This is a genomic window from Salmonella sp. SAL04196 (genome assembly GCF_046550835.1).
Lineage (GTDB): Bacteria > Pseudomonadota > Gammaproteobacteria > Enterobacterales > Enterobacteriaceae > Salmonella > Salmonella enterica.
Map to the genome: position 1 here is coordinate 1 of NZ_JBGDXE010000003.1, position 16,656 is coordinate 16,656.

At 54.7% G+C, this 16,656-nt stretch carries 14 protein-coding genes and 1 tRNA gene; 14 read left to right on the plus strand and 1 reads right to left on the minus strand.

Annotation, left to right across the window (positions count from 1 at the left end; genetic code table 11):
* A tRNA-Gly gene (locus ACLJPE_RS12710) sits at positions 1-76 on the plus strand.
* A 269-nt stretch (positions 77-345) separates the two neighbouring features.
* On the opposite strand, the gene queG is transcribed toward ACLJPE_RS12710, so the two are convergent.
* A complete protein-coding gene (queG, locus tag ACLJPE_RS12715) occupies positions 346-1,485 on the minus strand; it encodes a tRNA epoxyqueuosine(34) reductase QueG (RefSeq protein WP_001670426.1) in 1,140 nt (379 codons plus the stop codon).
* Between queG and nnr the strand changes: the two genes are divergently transcribed.
* From nnr to rnr, 13 genes are all read left to right on the plus strand, one after another.
* Positions 1,484-3,031: a bifunctional ADP-dependent NAD(P)H-hydrate dehydratase/NAD(P)H-hydrate epimerase gene (gene nnr, locus ACLJPE_RS12720; RefSeq protein ID WP_039513732.1), complete on the plus strand. Its 1,548-nt coding sequence runs from the start codon at positions 1,484-1,486 to the stop codon at positions 3,029-3,031. The genes queG and nnr overlap by 2 nt on opposite strands.
* Entirely contained in the window at positions 3,003-3,464 is a 462-nt protein-coding gene (gene tsaE, locus ACLJPE_RS12725; RefSeq protein ID WP_000981984.1) for a tRNA (adenosine(37)-N6)-threonylcarbamoyltransferase complex ATPase subunit type 1 TsaE, read from the plus strand. Before nnr ends, tsaE begins: the two co-directional genes overlap by 29 nt.
* A gap of 16 nt (positions 3,465-3,480) precedes the next feature.
* Complete coding sequence (gene amiB, locus ACLJPE_RS12730) at positions 3,481-4,803, plus strand: N-acetylmuramoyl-L-alanine amidase AmiB (RefSeq protein WP_031602247.1); 1,323 nt, start codon at positions 3,481-3,483, stop codon at positions 4,801-4,803.
* A 9-nt stretch (positions 4,804-4,812) separates the two neighbouring features.
* On the plus strand, positions 4,813-6,669 hold the full coding sequence (gene mutL, locus ACLJPE_RS12735) for a DNA mismatch repair endonuclease MutL (RefSeq protein ID WP_039513728.1): 1,857 nt from the start codon (positions 4,813-4,815) through the stop codon (positions 6,667-6,669).
* A complete protein-coding gene (gene miaA, locus ACLJPE_RS12740) occupies positions 6,662-7,612 on the plus strand; it encodes a tRNA (adenosine(37)-N6)-dimethylallyltransferase MiaA (protein WP_001000734.1) in 951 nt (316 codons plus the stop codon). The genes mutL and miaA overlap by 8 nt, the downstream gene beginning before the upstream one ends.
* 82 nt (positions 7,613-7,694) lie before the next feature.
* Complete coding sequence (gene hfq, locus ACLJPE_RS12745; protein WP_001051875.1) at positions 7,695-8,003, plus strand: RNA chaperone Hfq; 309 nt, start codon at positions 7,695-7,697, stop codon at positions 8,001-8,003.
* 71 nt (positions 8,004-8,074) lie between these two features.
* Entirely contained in the window at positions 8,075-9,355 is a 1,281-nt protein-coding gene (gene hflX / locus ACLJPE_RS12750) for a ribosome rescue GTPase HflX (protein WP_000460338.1), read from the plus strand.
* Positions 9,356-9,569: 214 nt separating this feature from the next.
* Complete coding sequence (hflK, locus tag ACLJPE_RS12755; protein WP_000312505.1) at positions 9,570-10,829, plus strand: FtsH protease activity modulator HflK; 1,260 nt, start codon at positions 9,570-9,572, stop codon at positions 10,827-10,829.
* Between the two features lie 2 nt (positions 10,830-10,831).
* Positions 10,832-11,836 carry a protease modulator HflC gene (gene hflC / locus ACLJPE_RS12760; RefSeq protein ID WP_001232417.1) on the plus strand — a complete coding sequence of 335 codons (1,005 nt, stop codon included), beginning with the start codon at positions 10,832-10,834 and terminating at the stop codon, positions 11,834-11,836.
* Between the two features lie 78 nt (positions 11,837-11,914).
* Positions 11,915-12,112: a DUF2065 domain-containing protein gene (locus tag ACLJPE_RS12765; RefSeq protein ID WP_001089290.1), complete on the plus strand. Its 198-nt coding sequence runs from the start codon at positions 11,915-11,917 to the stop codon at positions 12,110-12,112.
* A 102-nt stretch (positions 12,113-12,214) separates the two neighbouring features.
* Positions 12,215-13,513 (plus strand): adenylosuccinate synthase, encoded by a 1,299-nt coding sequence (gene purA / locus ACLJPE_RS12770; protein WP_000527965.1) that lies wholly within the window; start codon positions 12,215-12,217, stop codon positions 13,511-13,513.
* Positions 13,514-13,732: 219 nt separating this feature from the next.
* Entirely contained in the window at positions 13,733-14,158 is a 426-nt protein-coding gene (nsrR, locus tag ACLJPE_RS12775; protein WP_001177632.1) for a nitric oxide-sensing transcriptional repressor NsrR, read from the plus strand.
* Between the two features lie 37 nt (positions 14,159-14,195).
* Entirely contained in the window at positions 14,196-16,634 is a 2,439-nt protein-coding gene (gene rnr, locus ACLJPE_RS12780; RefSeq protein WP_000076351.1) for a ribonuclease R, read from the plus strand.
* The last annotated feature ends 22 nt before the right edge of the window (positions 16,635-16,656 follow it).

Consider the following 16,656-nt stretch of genomic DNA (forward strand, 5'->3'; position numbering starts at 1 on the left):
GCGGGAATAGCTCAGTTGGTAGAGCACGACCTTGCCAAGGTCGGGGTCGCGAGTTCGAGTCTCGTTTCCCGCTCCAATTCTTATCTACAGTGAAATTATCCACAACGAATATCGCGTTGGGGCACGTTTTGTTCCGCTTTCGTCAGATCCTTGTAAACAGACTTATCCACAGGACGGCCCATTACTCCTGGAATGCAAAAAATCATACCTGACGCGTAGAATTTCTATAATTTACTGAAAAGTATAGAAAAAATAAGATTTCAAAACGTTAGCGTTATTGTCTGTTCCTTTTTTCCCTCTTGAATCGCAATGTGTTTTTATTTTTATACACAGCCTGTGAATAATTCAGGCATCGCGCACCAGCCCTTTTTCAATCACCCTGACCAGACGCTGTTTTTTCGGTAGCTGCACTTCAATGATGCAGGCGTTGCGCTTTTCAATTTGTTGCGCAATCGCCCATTCGATATGCTCATCAAGAAGTGGATGCTCACCCTTGCGGCTTTCCAGCGCCGTAATGACGGCATTACTCCACGGCGCATTCCCCAGCGCGACGGCAACATTGCGCAGCCAGCGTAAATGGCCAATGCGCCGAATCGCAGAACCTTCAGTGACTTTCAGAAACTGCGCTTCGCTCCAGCTAAACAACTCAAGCAAATCTGGGTTATGCAGCGCCTTGCGTGGGCTAAAATCTGCTTCGTCGGTCAACTGAGAGTAACGATTCCACGGACAGATAAGCTGGCAGTCATCGCAGCCGTAAATACGGTTGCCTATCAGTGGGCGAAATGCTTCCGGAATAGCGCCTTCCAGCTCAATGGTGAGATAAGAAATACAGCGCCGCGCGTCCACCGTATACGGTTCGACAATCGCCCCGGTCGGGCAAATGGTCATACAGGCGACGCATTTGCCGCAACCTTCCTCGACCGGCTGGTCGACCGGCAGCGGTAAATCAATCAACAATTCCCCCAGGAAAAAGAATGAGCCTGCCTCCCGATTAAGGATAAGTGAGTGCTTACCCGTCCAGCCAAGTCCGGCTTTTTCCGCTAATGGGCGTTCAAGAATAGGCGCAGAGTCGACAAACGGTCTAAAATTCAGCGAACCGCAGTACTGTTGGATCTGCTCGCCCAGTTTTTTAAGGCGGCTGCGTAACAGCTTGTGATAATCACGCCCCAGCGCATATCGGCTAACGTAGCCCAGCGTGGGATCCTTCAACGTACTGGCAAACGCGGCGTTGGCGGGCAGATAGTTCATGCGCACGCTGATGACACGTAGCGTACCGGGTAAGAGTTCATGAGGCCGGGCGCGCATCATACCGTGGCGCGCCATCCATGCCATCTCGCCGTGGTATTGTTTGTCCAGCCACGCCTGCAGCGCAGGTTCGGATGCGCGCAGATCGGTATCAGTAATACCGACCTGCTGAAAGCCCAGCTCCAGCCCCCACTGCTTAATATTTTGCGCTAACTGATTGAGATCGAGGGGCTTTGACATGATGGACCATAACATGAAGAAAAACCCTGTAAGTATACCACACTCCATTTGGCCCGCCGATGACATCAAACGGCTGGAACGCGATGCGGCGGATGCCTTCGGACTCACACTCTATGAATTGATGCTGCGCGCTGGCGACGCGGCATTTCGGGTAGCCCGTGACAGTTATCCTGACACCCGACACTGGCTGGTGTTGTGTGGTCATGGCAACAACGGCGGCGATGGTTACGTCGTGGCGCGACTAGCGCAAGCGGCGGGCATTAGCGTAACGTTGCTGGCGCAGGAGAGCGACAAACCGTTGCCTGAAGAAGCGGCGCAGGCGCGCGATGCCTGGCTGAATGCCGGCGGCATTATCCATGCTGCCGATATTATCTGGCCGGAAGCGACGGATCTAATTATCGACGCGCTGCTTGGCACCGGTATAGCCCAGGCGCCGCGCGACCCGGTAGCCGGTCTGATTGAACAGGCGAACTCCCATCCTGCGCCGGTTGTCGCCGTCGATATCCCGTCAGGCCTGCTGGCGCAAACGGGCGCCACGCCTGGCGCGGTGATAAGCGCCGCGCATACGGTCACGTTTATCGCCCTGAAACCAGGCCTGCTGACCGGCAAAGCGCGTGACGTTACCGGCATATTGCATTATGACGCGTTGGGACTGGAAGGCTGGCTGGCGAGCCAGACGCCGCCGCTCCGGCGTTTTGACGCGACGCAGTTGGGGCAATGGTTAACGCCGCGTCGACCGACCTCGCATAAGGGCGATCATGGTCGTCTGGCGATTATCGGCGGCGACCAGGGAACAGCGGGCGCAATTCGGATGGCTGGCGAGGCGGCGCTGCGTACGGGGGCTGGGTTGGTCAGAGTACTGACTCGCGGTGAAAACATCGCGCCGTTGCTGACGGCCCGCCCGGAACTGATGGTACATGAACTCACGCCTCGGTCGCTGGAAGAGAGCCTGACCTGGGCTGACGTTGTAGTGATCGGCCCGGGGCTTGGGCAGCAGGAATGGGGCAAAAAAGCCTTACAGAAAGTAGAAAACGTCCGTAAACCTATGCTGTGGGATGCGGATGCGTTGAACCTACTGGCAATCAATCCTGATAAACGTCACAATCGCGTGATTACGCCGCATCCGGGAGAGGCGGCCCGCCTGTTAGGATGTTCTGTGGCAGAAATTGAAAGTGATCGCTTACTTTCAGCACAGCGTCTGGTAAAACGGTACGGAGGCGTGGTCGTGTTAAAAGGCGCAGGAACGATTATCGCCGCTGAACACCACCCTCTGGCTATCATTGACGCTGGTAATGCAGGGATGGCGAGCGGCGGGATGGGCGATGTCCTGTCCGGCATCATCGGCGCATTGCTCGGACAGAAGTTTACCCCGTATGATGCGGCATGTGTGGGATGTGTGGCTCACGGCGCGGCGGCGGACTTACTGGCAGCGCGTTATGGCGCTCGCGGCATGTTGGCGACCGATCTTTTTACTACGCTGCGGCGTATTGTTAACCCTGATGTGATTGACGTAAACCATGATGAATCGAGTAATTCCGCTACCTGACGAACAGGCGACGCTAGACCTGGGGCAACGGGTAGCCAACGCCTGCGATGGCGCGACCGTTATTTATCTGTATGGCGATTTAGGTGCCGGTAAAACGACGTTTAGCCGGGGATTTTTACAGGCGTTAGGCCATAACGGTAATGTAAAAAGCCCCACCTATACGCTGGTAGAGCCTTATGCGCTTGATAACATGATGGTATATCACTTCGACTTGTACCGTCTTGCGGACCCGGAGGAGCTGGAGTTTATGGGCATTCGCGATTATTTCGCCAACGACGCCATTTGTCTGGTGGAGTGGCCGCAACAAGGTAAAGGCGTTCTCCCCGACCCGGACGTCGAAATCCATATTGATTACCAGGCGCAGGGGCGTGAGGCTCGCGTAAGCGCGGTATCCTCATCGGGTCATTCGTTACTGGCGCGTTTAGCCGATTAGCTATAAAGGTGGCGGGATGATTTATCGCATCAAAAATGCCGTAATAGCAGCCTTAATCCTGCTGTGCGCGCACGCGGGCGCCGCCAGTCTCTCTGATATTCAGGTGTCCAACGGCGAGCAGCAGGCGCGCATTACGCTGAGTTTTATCGGCGAGCCGGAATATGCTTACTCACAGGACGGTAAACGTACCGTGGCGCTGGATATCAGGCAGACTGGCGTGATTCAGGGGCTGCCGCTTCAGTTTAGCGGTAACAATCTGGTAAAAACGATCCGTGCCGGAACGCCGAAAGATGCGCAATCTTTACGGTTGCTTGTCGATCTGACGGAAAATGGTAAAACCGAGGCTGTGAAGCGGCAAAACGGCGGCAACTATACGGTCATTTTCACCATTAATGCCGATGTTCCGCCGCCGCCACCACCGCCTGTCGTCGCGAAACGGGTTGAAAGCGCACCCCGCCCGACGGAGCCGGCCCGTAATCCGTTTAAATCTTCTGATGATCGCCTGACCGGCGTAACCAGCAGCAATACCGTTACGCGGCCTGCGGCGCGCGCGTCGGCAGGCGCTGGCGATAAAGTGGTGATTGCTATTGATGCCGGACATGGAGGCCAGGACCCCGGTGCGATAGGCCCGGGCGGTACGCGCGAGAAAAATGTCACCATCGCCATCGCGCGTAAGTTACGCACATTGCTGAATAACGATCCGATGTTTAAAGGCGTGCTGACGCGTGACGGCGACTATTTTATTTCGGTGATGGGGCGGTCTGACGTGGCGCGTAAGCAAAACGCCAACTTCCTTGTCTCTATTCATGCGGATGCCGCGCCAAATCGCGACGCCACCGGCGCCTCCGTCTGGGTATTGTCCAATCGTCGCGCGAATAGCGAAATGGCAAACTGGCTTGAGCAGCATGAGAAGCAATCCGAACTGTTAGGCGGCGCTGGCGATGTGCTGGCGAACAGTCAGTCAGACCCTTACCTGAGCCAGGCGGTACTGGATTTGCAATTCGGTCATTCGCAGCGGGTAGGGTATGATGTGGCGACGAACGTACTAAGCCAACTCGACGGCGTGGGGTCGCTGCATAAACGTCGCCCGGAACACGCTAGCCTGGGCGTGTTGCGTTCGCCGGATATCCCGTCCATTTTGGTGGAGACGGGCTTTATCAGTAATCACGGCGAAGAGCGATTGCTGGCGAGCGACCGCTATCAGCAGCAGATTGCTGACGCTATATACCGGGGGTTGCGTAAGTACTTTGCAGCGCATCCGATCCAGTCTGCGCCGCAGGGCGGCCCAGGCCAGACGGTCAGTACCAACCAGCCTGGCGCTATAACCGCCGCGAATTAAGGAGATTTCATGCCGATTCAGGTTCTGCCGCCGCAGCTTGCGAACCAAATCGCCGCTGGCGAAGTGGTGGAACGCCCTGCGTCGGTTGTTAAAGAGCTGGTAGAGAATAGTCTGGATGCAGGCGCCACCCGCGTTGATATCGACATCGAGCGTGGCGGCGCGAAGCTTATTCGTATTCGCGACAATGGCTGCGGCATTAAAAAAGAGGAGCTGGCGCTGGCGCTGGCCCGTCATGCCACCAGTAAGATCGCCTCGCTTGACGATCTGGAAGCGATTATCAGTCTGGGATTTCGCGGCGAAGCGCTGGCCAGTATCAGTTCGGTCTCGCGTTTGACGCTAACGTCGCGCACGGCGGAGCAGGCGGAAGCCTGGCAGGCGTATGCGGAAGGGCGCGACATGGACGTGACGGTAAAACCCGCCGCGCACCCGGTCGGCACCACCCTGGAAGTTCTGGATCTCTTTTATAATACGCCCGCCCGGCGCAAATTCATGCGTACCGAAAAAACGGAATTTAATCACATCGATGAGATCATCCGTCGTATTGCATTGGCCCGTTTTGACGTCACGCTTAACCTGTCGCACAACGGCAAATTGGTACGGCAGTATCGCGCTGTCGCAAAGGACGGGCAAAAAGAGCGCCGGTTAGGCGCCATCTGCGGGACGCCGTTTCTCGAACAGGCACTGGCGATCGAGTGGCAGCATGGCGATCTGACCCTGCGCGGCTGGGTCGCCGATCCGAATCACACCACCACGGCGTTAACGGAGATCCAGTACTGCTATGTGAATGGCCGCATGATGCGCGACCGCTTGATCAACCATGCCATTCGCCAGGCCTGTGAAGATAAACTGGGCGCGGACCAACAGCCTGCGTTTGTGTTGTATCTGGAGATTGACCCGCATCAGGTGGATGTCAATGTTCATCCCGCCAAGCACGAAGTGCGTTTTCATCAATCCCGGCTGGTGCACGACTTCATCTATCAAGGGGTGCTGAGCGTTCTGCAACAGCAGACGGAAACGACGCTGCCGCTGGAGGAGATTGCGCCAGCGCCGCGGCATGTCCCGGAAAACCGTATCGCCGCCGGGCGCAACCATTTTGCTGTACCCGCCGAGCCAACTGCGGCGCGCGAGCCCGCGACACCGCGTTATTCCGGCGGCGCATCGGGCGGTAACGGCGGGCGTCAGTCCGCAGGTGGTTGGCCGCACGCGCAGCCAGGTTATCAGAAGCAGCAGGGCGAGGTTTATCGCGCGCTTTTACAGACGCCGGCGACGAGCCCCGCGCCGGAGGCGGTTGCGCCTGCGCTTGACGGACATAGCCAGAGTTTTGGTCGCGTACTGACGATAGTCGGCGGTGACTGCGCGTTGCTGGAACACGCGGGGACTATCCAGCTCTTGTCGCTGCCGGTTGCGGAGCGTTGGCTGCGTCAGGCGCAGCTTACACCGGGTCAAAGTCCGGTTTGCGCGCAGCCGTTGCTGATTCCGCTGCGTTTAAAAGTGAGCGCCGATGAAAAAGCCGCGCTGCAAAAAGCCCAATCTTTGTTGGGAGAATTGGGTATTGAATTTCAGTCAGATGCGCAGCATGTGACCATTCGGGCGGTGCCTTTACCCTTACGACAACAAAATTTACAAATCTTGATTCCTGAACTGATAGGCTACCTGGCGCAACAGACCACATTTGCAACGGTCAATATTGCACAATGGATAGCGCGTAATGTGCAGAGCGAACATCCGCAGTGGTCAATGGCGCAGGCCATATCGCTGCTGGCGGATGTTGAGCGGCTATGTCCGCAGCTGGTAAAAGCGCCGCCGGGTGGCCTGTTACAACCTGTTGATTTACATTCGGCGATGAACGCCCTGAAGCATGAATGATGTAAGTAAGGCGAGCCTGCCTAAGGCGATATTTTTGATGGGGCCGACGGCCTCCGGCAAAACGGCGCTGGCGATAGAACTGCGTAAAGTTTTGCCAGTAGAGTTGATAAGCGTTGATTCCGCCCTCATTTATCGGGGAATGGATATTGGCACGGCTAAGCCGAATGCCGATGAGCTGAAAGCGGCGCCGCATCGACTGCTGGATATACGCGACCCGTCGCAGGCGTATTCGGCGGCGGATTTTCGCCGCGACGCGTTAGCGCAAATGGCGGAGATCACCGCTGCGGGGCGTATCCCGCTGTTAGTGGGCGGTACCATGCTGTATTTTAAGGCATTGCTGGAAGGGTTATCGCCGCTGCCTTCAGCAGATCCGGAAGTCAGATCCCGGATAGAGCAGCAAGCAGCGGAGCTTGGATGGGAGGCGTTGCATCAGCAACTTCAGGAGATAGATCCGGTTGCCGCCGCGCGAATTCATCCAAATGATCCGCAAAGACTTTCCCGGGCACTGGAAGTTTTTTTCATTTCGGGTAAAACTTTAACGGAGCTAACGCAAACGTCAGGAGACGCGCTACCGTACCAGGTGCATCAGTTCGCTATCGCCCCGGCGAGCCGTGAACTGCTCCATCAGCGCATTGAACTGCGTTTTCATCAGATGTTGGCTTCAGGTTTTGAAGCAGAAGTCCGGGCGCTTTTTGCCCGAGGAGATTTGCATACGGACTTGCCTTCCATCCGTTGTGTGGGATACCGCCAGATGTGGTCATACATTGAGGGCGAAATCTCATATGATGAAATGGTTTATAGAGGTGTTTGCGCCACGAGACAGTTGGCGAAGCGCCAGATGACCTGGTTGCGCGGTTGGGAAGGGGTGCGCTGGCTTGACAGTGAGAATCCCGATCGGGCGCGAAAAGAAGTATTACAGGTTGTTGGTGCTATCGCAGACTGAATGTGTACAATTGAGACGTATCGTGCGCAATTTTTCAGAATCGAAAGGTTCAAAGTACAAATAAGCATATAAGGAAAAGAGAATGGCTAAGGGGCAATCTTTACAAGATCCGTTCCTGAACGCATTGCGTCGGGAACGTGTTCCAGTTTCTATTTATTTGGTGAATGGTATTAAGCTGCAAGGTCAAATCGAGTCCTTTGATCAGTTCGTGATCCTGTTGAAAAACACGGTCAGCCAGATGGTTTATAAGCACGCGATTTCTACTGTTGTCCCGTCTCGCCCGGTTTCCCATCACAGCAACAATGCCGGTGGCGGCGCCAGCAATAACTACCATCACGGTAGCAACGCGCAGGGTTCTACTGCGCAACAGGACAGCGAAGAGACTGAATAAGTTCACGCGCTGTTTATCCATGTCGGGGGCGTCGGATAATCGCCCCCGCTGGTTATTAAGAGGGTTTACGCTTGTTTGACCGTTATGATGCCGGTGAGCAGGCGGTACTGGTACACATCTATTTTTCGCAAGACAAAGATATGGAAGACCTCCAGGAGTTTGAATCTCTGGTCTCTTCCGCCGGTGTCGAAGCAATGCAGGTGATTACCGGTAGCCGTAAAGCACCGCACCCGAAGTACTTTGTAGGTGAAGGTAAGGCAGTTGAAATTGCGGAAGCCGTGAAAGCGACTGGCGCAGCGGTCGTATTGTTTGATCATGCATTGAGTCCAGCCCAGGAGCGAAACCTGGAGCGTTTGTGCGAGTGCCGGGTTATCGATCGCACCGGTCTTATCTTAGATATTTTTGCCCAACGTGCGCGTACCCATGAAGGTAAGTTGCAGGTTGAGCTGGCGCAGCTACGCCATCTGGCTACGCGTCTGGTGCGTGGCTGGACCCACCTTGAACGTCAGAAAGGCGGGATTGGTTTGCGCGGTCCGGGTGAAACCCAGCTCGAAACCGACCGTCGTTTACTGCGTAATCGCATTGTGCAGATTCAGTCGCGCCTGGAGAAAGTTGAGAAGCAACGTGAGCAGGGGCGGCAGTCGCGCATCAAGGCCGACGTTCCGACGGTATCGCTGGTGGGCTATACCAACGCCGGAAAATCCACCCTTTTTAATCAGATCACTGAAGCGCGGGTCTATGCGGCAGATCAGCTATTTGCGACGCTGGACCCCACGTTACGTCGTATTGATGTAGCGGATGTCGGTGAAACCGTTCTGGCGGATACGGTAGGCTTTATCCGCCATTTACCGCACGATCTGGTGGCTGCCTTTAAAGCTACCCTGCAGGAGACGCGTCAGGCGACGCTGCTGCTGCATGTGGTCGATGCGGCGGATGTTCGTGTGCAGGAAAACATCGAGGCGGTAAACACCGTTCTTGAAGAGATTGACGCTCACGAAATCCCCACCTTAATGGTGATGAACAAAATCGATATGCTGGACGACTTTGAACCGCGTATCGACAGAGATGAAGAGAATAAACCCATCCGCGTTTGGCTTTCAGCGCAAAGCGGCGTGGGAATACCACAGCTTTTTCAGGCTTTGACGGAGCGTCTTTCCGGCGAGGTGGCGCAGCATACGCTGCGTTTGCCGCCGCAGGAAGGGCGTCTGAGAAGCCGGTTTTATCAGCTTCAGGCAATAGAAAAAGAGTGGATGGAGGAAGACGGTAGCGTCAGTCTGCAGGTACGAATGCCGATTGTCGACTGGCGTCGCCTCTGTAAACAAGAACCGGCGTTGATCGAATACGTGATCTAGACGCGAAGTCATTCAGGTCGTATTGAAGCGGTAGCTGAGAGAATTTCAGGAGCTCACAACGAAGTGACCTGGGGTAAAAAAGCCGCCACTCAGGACGCAGTCTGAAAGATGATGTCTGTAACGGCGGTTCGTCTGAAGCATGGAGTAATTTCGCCTTATCCTCTGAGGTCGAAAGACAACGGGGATCACCGCATAACAAATATGGAGCACAAACATGGCGTGGAATCAGCCCGGTAATAACGGACAGGACCGCGACCCGTGGGGAAGCAGCAAACCTGGCAGCAACTCTGGGGGAAATGGAAACAAAGGTGGCCGCGATCAGGGACCTCCCGATCTGGATGATATCTTCCGTAAGCTGAGTAAAAAACTCGGTGGTTTTGGGGGCGGTAAAGGCACCGGTTCCGGCGGCGGTAGCTCATCGCAAGGCCCGCGTCCGCAACTGGGAGGCCGTATTGTCGCCATCGCCGCGGCGGCAGTAGTCATTATCTGGGCGGCCAGCGGTTTTTATACCATTAAAGAAGCCGAGCGCGGCGTTGTGACGCGTTTTGGTAAATTCAGCCATCTGGTAGAGCCAGGTCTGAACTGGAAGCCGACATTTATTGACGACGTCACGCCGGTGAACGTCGAAGCGGTGCGCGAACTGGCGGCGTCAGGCGTGATGCTGACGTCTGATGAAAACGTCGTGCGCGTTGAAATGAACGTGCAATACCGCGTCACCGATCCGCAGAAATATCTGTTTAGCGTGACCAGCCCGGACGATAGCCTGCGTCAGGCCACCGACAGCGCGCTGCGTGGCGTCATTGGTAAATACACGATGGATCGCATCCTGACCGAAGGTCGTACCGTTATTCGTAGCGATACCCAACGCGAGCTGGAAGAGACTATCAAACCGTACAACATGGGGATTACCCTGCTGGACGTGAACTTCCAGGCTGCGCGTCCGCCGGAAGAGGTGAAAGCCGCCTTTGACGACGCGATTGCCGCACGTGAAAACGAGCAGCAGTACATTCGTGAAGCGGAAGCGTATACCAACGAAGTTCAGCCGCGCGCCAACGGTCAGGCGCAGCGTATTCTGGAAGAGGCACGCGCCTATAAAACCCAGACTATCCTGGAAGCGCAGGGTGAAGTCGCCCGGTTTGCGAAGATTTTGCCGGAATATAAAGCCGCGCCGCAGATTACACGCGAGCGTCTGTATATTGAAACGATGGAAAAAGTGCTGAGCCATACCCGTAAAGTACTGGTTAACGACAAGAGCGGTAATTTAATGGTGCTGCCGTTAGATCAGATGCTGAAAGGCGGGAATGCGCCGGCGGCAAAGAGCGACAATAGCGCCAGCAACCTGCTGCGCCTGCCGCCGTCCACAAAGTCTAACGCCAGCGGAGCAAGCAACACGTCGTCCTCAAATCAGGGCGATATTATGGACCAACGCCGCGCGAATGCGCAGCGTAACGACTACCAGCGTCAGGGGGAATAACGATGCGTAAGTCAGTTATTGCGATTATCATCATCGTGCTGGTAGTGCTCTACATGTCCGTCTTTGTGGTCAAAGAGGGCGAGCGCGGCATTACGCTGCGTTTTGGTAAAGTTCTGCGTGACGATGAGAACAAACCGCTGGTTTACGCGCCGGGTCTGCACTTTAAGATCCCGTTTATTGAATCAGTGAAAATGCTTGATGCGCGTATCCAGACGATGGATAACCAGGCCGATCGCTTTGTGACTAAAGAGAAGAAAGACCTGATTGTCGACTCCTACATCAAATGGCGTATCAGCGACTTTAGCCGTTACTATCTGGCGACCGGCGGCGGCGATATTTCGCAAGCCGAAGTGCTGTTAAAACGTAAATTCTCGGACCGTTTGCGTTCTGAGATTGGTCGCCTGGACGTAAAAGACATCGTGACCGATTCTCGTGGTCGCCTGACTCTGGAAGTGCGCGACGCGCTGAACTCCGGTTCAGCCGGTACCGATGATGAAGTGGCGACCCCGGCGGCGGATGACGCGATTGCCGAAGCAGCGGAACGCGTCACGGCGGAAACCAAAGGTAAAGTACCGGTCATCAACCCGAACAGTATGGCGGCGTTGGGTATCGAAGTGGTCGATGTGCGTATTAAGCAGATCAACCTGCCGACCGAGGTTTCTGAGGCGATTTACAACCGTATGCGCGCCGAGCGTGAAGCGGTCGCGCGTCGTCATCGTTCACAAGGTCAGGAAGAAGCGGAAAAACTGCGTGCGGCTGCTGACTATGAGGTGACGAAAACTCTGGCGGAAGCCGAGCGTCAGGGGCGTATCATGCGTGGTGAAGGTGATGCTGAAGCCGCGAAGCTGTTTGCCGATGCGTTCAGCCAGGACCCTGATTTCTACGCGTTCATTCGTAGTCTGCGCGCTTACGAGAAGAGCTTCGAAGGTAATCAGGACGTGATGGTGTTGAGCCCGGACAGCGATTTCTTCCGCTACATGAAGACACCGAGTTCGACGACACGCTAAAATAGCGTCAGCGGTTTTAGACCAGCAAAACCACCGCATCCAAAGGATGCCGGTGGTTTTCTTTTATAAGGGCGATAAATGAATTCAACAATCTGGTTGGCGCTTGCTCTGGTATTAGTCCTCGAAGGGCTGGGACCGATGCTGTATCCCGGCGCATGGAAAAAAATGGTTTCGGCACTGGCGCAACTGCCGGAAAATGTTTTACGTCGTTTTGGCGGCGGACTTGTGGTCGCGGGAGTTGTGGTCTACTACATGTTGAGGAAAACGATTGGCTGAGCAAAAAGTGGTCGGATTTGCCGCAGATTGAGTGCAAAAAGTGCTGTATATCTGAAAAAGCGATGGTAGAATCCATTTTTAAGCAAACGGTGATTTTGAAAAATGGGTAACAACGTCGTCGTACTGGGCACCCAATGGGGTGACGAAGGTAAAGGAAAGATCGTCGATCTTCTGACTGAACGGGCTAAATATGTTGTACGCTACCAGGGCGGTCACAACGCAGGCCATACTCTCGTAATCAACGGTGAAAAAACCGTTCTCCATCTTATTCCATCAGGTATTCTTCGCGAGAATGTAACCAGCATCATCGGTAACGGTGTTGTGCTGTCTCCGGCCGCGCTGATGAAAGAGATGAAAGAACTGGAAGACCGTGGCATCCCCGTTCGTGAGCGTCTGCTGCTGTCTGAAGCTTGTCCGCTGATCCTTGATTATCACGTTGCGCTGGATAACGCGCGTGAGAAAGCGCGTGGCGCGAAAGCGATCGGCACCACCGGTCGTGGAATCGGGCCTGCTTATGAAGATAAAGTGGCACGTCGCGGTCTGCGTGTTGGTGACCTTTTCGACAAAGAAACCTTCGCTGAAAAACTGAAAGAAGTGATGGAATATCACAACTTCCAGTTGGTTAACTACTACAAAGTTGAAGCGGTTGATTACCAGAAAGTTCTGGATGATACGATGGCTGTTGCCGACATCCTGACTTCTATGGTTGTTGACGTTTCGGACCTGCTCGACCAGGCGCGTCAGCGTGGCGATTTCGTCATGTTTGAAGGTGCGCAGGGTACCCTGCTGGATATCGACCACGGTACTTATCCGTATGTAACTTCTTCTAACACCACTGCAGGTGGCGTGGCGACCGGTTCCGGCCTGGGCCCGCGTTATGTTGATTACGTTCTGGGTATCCTCAAAGCTTACTCCACTCGTGTAGGTGCAGGTCCGTTCCCGACTGAGCTGTTTGATGAAACCGGCGAGTTCCTCTGCAAGCAGGGTAACGAATACGGCGCCACTACCGGCCGTCGTCGTCGTACCGGCTGGCTGGACACCGTTGCCGTTCGTCGTGCGGTACAGCTGAACTCCCTGTCTGGCTTCTGCCTGACCAAACTGGACGTGCTGGATGGCCTGAAAGAGGTGAAACTCTGCGTAGCTTACCGTATGCCGGATGGTCGCGAAGTGACTACCACTCCGCTGGCAGCTGACGACTGGAAAGGTGTAGAGCCGATTTACGAAACCATGCCGGGCTGGTCTGAATCCACCTTCGGCGTGAAAGATCGTAGCGGCCTGCCGCAGGCGGCGCTGAACTACATCAAACGTATCGAAGAACTGACCGGCGTGCCGATTGATATTATTTCTACCGGCCCCGATCGTACTGAGACGATGATTCTGCGCGATCCGTTCGACGCGTAATTGATGGATGATGCCCGGTAACGCTACGCTTACCGGGTCTATGATGAGTACGCATTTGTTAGCCGGATAAGATGCTTTGCATCACCCTTCGGTTCAAATGCGTCATTGTTCCCCGCTTTTTTCCTTCCTGAACCGAAATAAATTAGCAGCCTGACAGGTGGCTGGTTTATCATCAATACAGATAAGTTATATCCCGTTTTCCCTTTTCCTGAGGTTGATGTGCAGTTAACGAGTTTCACCGATTACGGCTTACGTGCGCTAATCTATATGGCGTCGTTACCAGATGGACGAATGACCAGCATTTCTGAGGTGACAGAAGTCTACGGCGTGTCCCGTAATCATATGGTCAAAATTATCAATCAGCTTAGCCGGGCGGGCTTTGTCACCGCCGTTCGGGGAAAAAATGGCGGTATCCGCCTGGGTAAACCGGCTAATACTATTTGTATTGGCGATGTGGTGCGTGAGCTGGAACCCTTATCACTGGTCAACTGTAGCAGCGAATTTTGCCACATCACCCCTGCCTGTCGTCTGAAACAGGCGCTTTCTAAGGCCGTGCAGAGTTTTCTCAAGGAGCTGGATAACTACACGCTTGCCGATTTGGTTGAAGAGAATCAACCGCTTTATAAATTATTACTGGTGGAGTGAAGTAAACTTCATTAGAGATGACAATGGAGGAACCTCAATGTCACAAGATCCTTTCCAGGAACGCGAAGCAGAAAAATACGCGAATCCTATCCCGAGCCGGGAATTTATCCTCGAACATTTAACGAAACGTGAAAAACCGGCCAGTCGCGAAGAACTGGCCGTAGAACTGAATATTGAAGGCGAAGAGCAGCTTGAAGCCTTGCGTCGCCGTCTGCGCGCGATGGAGCGCGACGGACAACTGGTCTTTACCCGCCGCCAGTGCTATGCGCTGCCGGAACGCCTCGACCTGCTGAAAGGCACTGTGATCGGTCATCGTGATGGTTACGGTTTCTTACGTGTCGAAGGCCGCAAAGACGATCTGTATCTTTCCAGCGAGCAGATGAAAACCTGTATTCATGGCGATCAGGTGCTGGCGCAGCCGCTGGGCGCCGATCGTAAAGGTCGCCGCGAAGCGCGTATCGTCCGTGTACTGGTACCGAAAACCAGTCAGATAGTCGGGCGTTATTTCACCGATGCGGGCGTCGGCTTTGTAGTGCCGGACGACAGCCGTCTCAGCTTCGACATTCTTATCCCGCCAGAAGACGTCATGGGCGCGCGGATGGGGTTCGTGGTCGTGGTTGAACTGACCCAACGTCCAACTCGCCGTACTAAAGCGGTAGGGAAAATCGTCGAAGTGCTGGGCGACAATATGGGCACCGGTATGGCGGTTGATATGGCGCTGCGTACCCATGAAATACCCTACATCTGGCCGCAGGCGGTAGAGCAGCAGGTCGCCGGGCTGAAAGAAGAGGTGCCGGAAGAGGCGAAAGCCGGTCGTGTCGATCTGCGCGATTTGCCGCTGGTCACGATTGATGGCGAAGATGCCCGTGACTTTGACGACGCGGTTTACTGTGAGAAAAAACGCGGCGGCGGCTGGCGTTTGTGGGTCGCTATTGCTGACGTGAGCTATTATGTACGGCCGCCAACGCCGTTGGATCGCGAGGCGCGCAATCGCGGCACGTCGGTTTACTTCCCGTCACAGGTTGTCCCAATGTTGCCGGAGGTGCTCTCCAACGGCCTGTGTTCGCTAAACCCGCAAGTTGACAGGCTGTGTATGGTCTGTGAAATGACCATCTCGGCGAAAGGTCGGCTGACCGGCTACAAATTCTATGAAGCGGTGATGAGCTCCCATGCGCGTCTGACCTATACCAAAGTCTGGCATATGCTGCAGGGCGATCAGGATCTGCGTGAACAATATGCGCCGCTGGTGAAGCATATTGAAGAGCTGCACAACCTCTACAAAGTGCTGGATAAAGCGCGTGAAGAGCGCGGGGGGATCTCGTTTGAGAGCGAAGAGGCGAAGTTTATCTTTAACGCCGATCGTCGCATTGAGCGTATCGAACAGACCCAGCGTAATGACGCGCATAAGCTTATCGAAGAGTGCATGATCATGGCGAATATCTCGGCGGCGCGCTTTGTCGAAAAAGCTAAAGAGCCGGCGTTATTCCGTATTCATGATAAGCCCACCACCGAAGCGATCACCTCATTCCGCTCCGTACTGGCGGAGCTGGGGTTGGAGCTGCCGGGCGGAAATAAACCGGAACCGCGCGATTATGCCGAACTGCTTGAATCGATTGCCGACCGGCCGGACGCCGAAATGCTGCAAACTATGCTGCTGCGTTCAATGAAGCAGGCGATTTACGATCCGGAAAACCGCGGGCACTTTGGCCTGGCGTTGCAGTCTTATGCACACTTTACCTCGCCGATTCGCCGCTATCCGGATCTTTCTTTGCACCGCGCCATTAAGTACCTGCTGGCGAAAGAGCAAGGGAACAAGGGCAACACCACAGAAACGGGCGGTTATCACTACTCGATGGAAGAGATGTTGCAGCTCGGCCAGCACTGTTCGATGGCGGAACGCCGCGCTGATGAAGCGACGCGTGATGTCTCCGATTGGCTGAAATGTGACTTTATGCTGGATCAGGTAGGCAACGTCTTTAAGGGCGTGATTGCCAGCGTCACCGGTTTCGGCTTCTTTGTCCGTCTTGATGAACTGTTTATCGATGGGCTGGTACACGTTTCCTCACTGGATAACGATTACTATCGCTTCGATCAGGTAGGGCAACGTCTGATTGGCGAGTCCGGCGGGCAGACATATCGCCTGGGCGACCGGGTCGAGGTACGTGTCGAAGCGGTGAATATGGACGAACGGAAAATTGACTTTAGCCTGATCTCCAGCGAGCGCGCACCGCGTAACGTCGGCAAAACGGCGCGTGAAAAAGCGAAAAAAGGTGAAAGTAAAAACGCCGGTAAACGTCGTCAGGTAGGTAAGAAAGTTAACTTCGAGCCTGATAGCGCCTTCCGCGGCGAGAAAAAAGCGAAGCCGAAAGCAGCGAAGAAAGACGCGAGAAAAGCAAAAAAGCCATCGGCTAAAACGCAGAAAATAGCCGCAGCGACCAAAGCGAAGCGTGCGGCGAAGAAAAAAGCGGCAGAGTGAGCAATACCCTCTTCAAACAGAA

Excerpts from the sequence above, each read along its gene's own strand:
- nnr (WP_039513732.1), top strand. The coding sequence starts at position 1,484 with ATGATGGACCATAACATGAAGAAAAACCCTGTAAGTATACCACACTCC.
- queG (WP_001670426.1), bottom strand. The coding sequence starts at position 1,485 with ATGTCAAAGCCCCTCGATCTCAATCAGTTAGCGCAAAATATTAAGCAG.
- tsaE (WP_000981984.1), top strand. The coding sequence starts at position 3,003 with ATGATGAATCGAGTAATTCCGCTACCTGACGAACAGGCGACGCTAGAC.
- amiB (WP_031602247.1), top strand. The coding sequence starts at position 3,481 with ATGATTTATCGCATCAAAAATGCCGTAATAGCAGCCTTAATCCTGCTG.
- mutL (WP_039513728.1), top strand. The coding sequence starts at position 4,813 with ATGCCGATTCAGGTTCTGCCGCCGCAGCTTGCGAACCAAATCGCCGCT.
- miaA (WP_001000734.1), top strand. The coding sequence starts at position 6,662 with ATGAATGATGTAAGTAAGGCGAGCCTGCCTAAGGCGATATTTTTGATG.
- hfq (WP_001051875.1), top strand. The coding sequence starts at position 7,695 with ATGGCTAAGGGGCAATCTTTACAAGATCCGTTCCTGAACGCATTGCGT.
- hflK (WP_000312505.1), top strand. The coding sequence starts at position 9,570 with ATGGCGTGGAATCAGCCCGGTAATAACGGACAGGACCGCGACCCGTGG.
- hflC (WP_001232417.1), top strand. The coding sequence starts at position 10,832 with ATGCGTAAGTCAGTTATTGCGATTATCATCATCGTGCTGGTAGTGCTC.
- ACLJPE_RS12765 (WP_001089290.1), top strand. The coding sequence starts at position 11,915 with ATGAATTCAACAATCTGGTTGGCGCTTGCTCTGGTATTAGTCCTCGAA.
- purA (WP_000527965.1), top strand. The coding sequence starts at position 12,215 with ATGGGTAACAACGTCGTCGTACTGGGCACCCAATGGGGTGACGAAGGT.
- rnr (WP_000076351.1), top strand. The coding sequence starts at position 14,196 with ATGTCACAAGATCCTTTCCAGGAACGCGAAGCAGAAAAATACGCGAAT.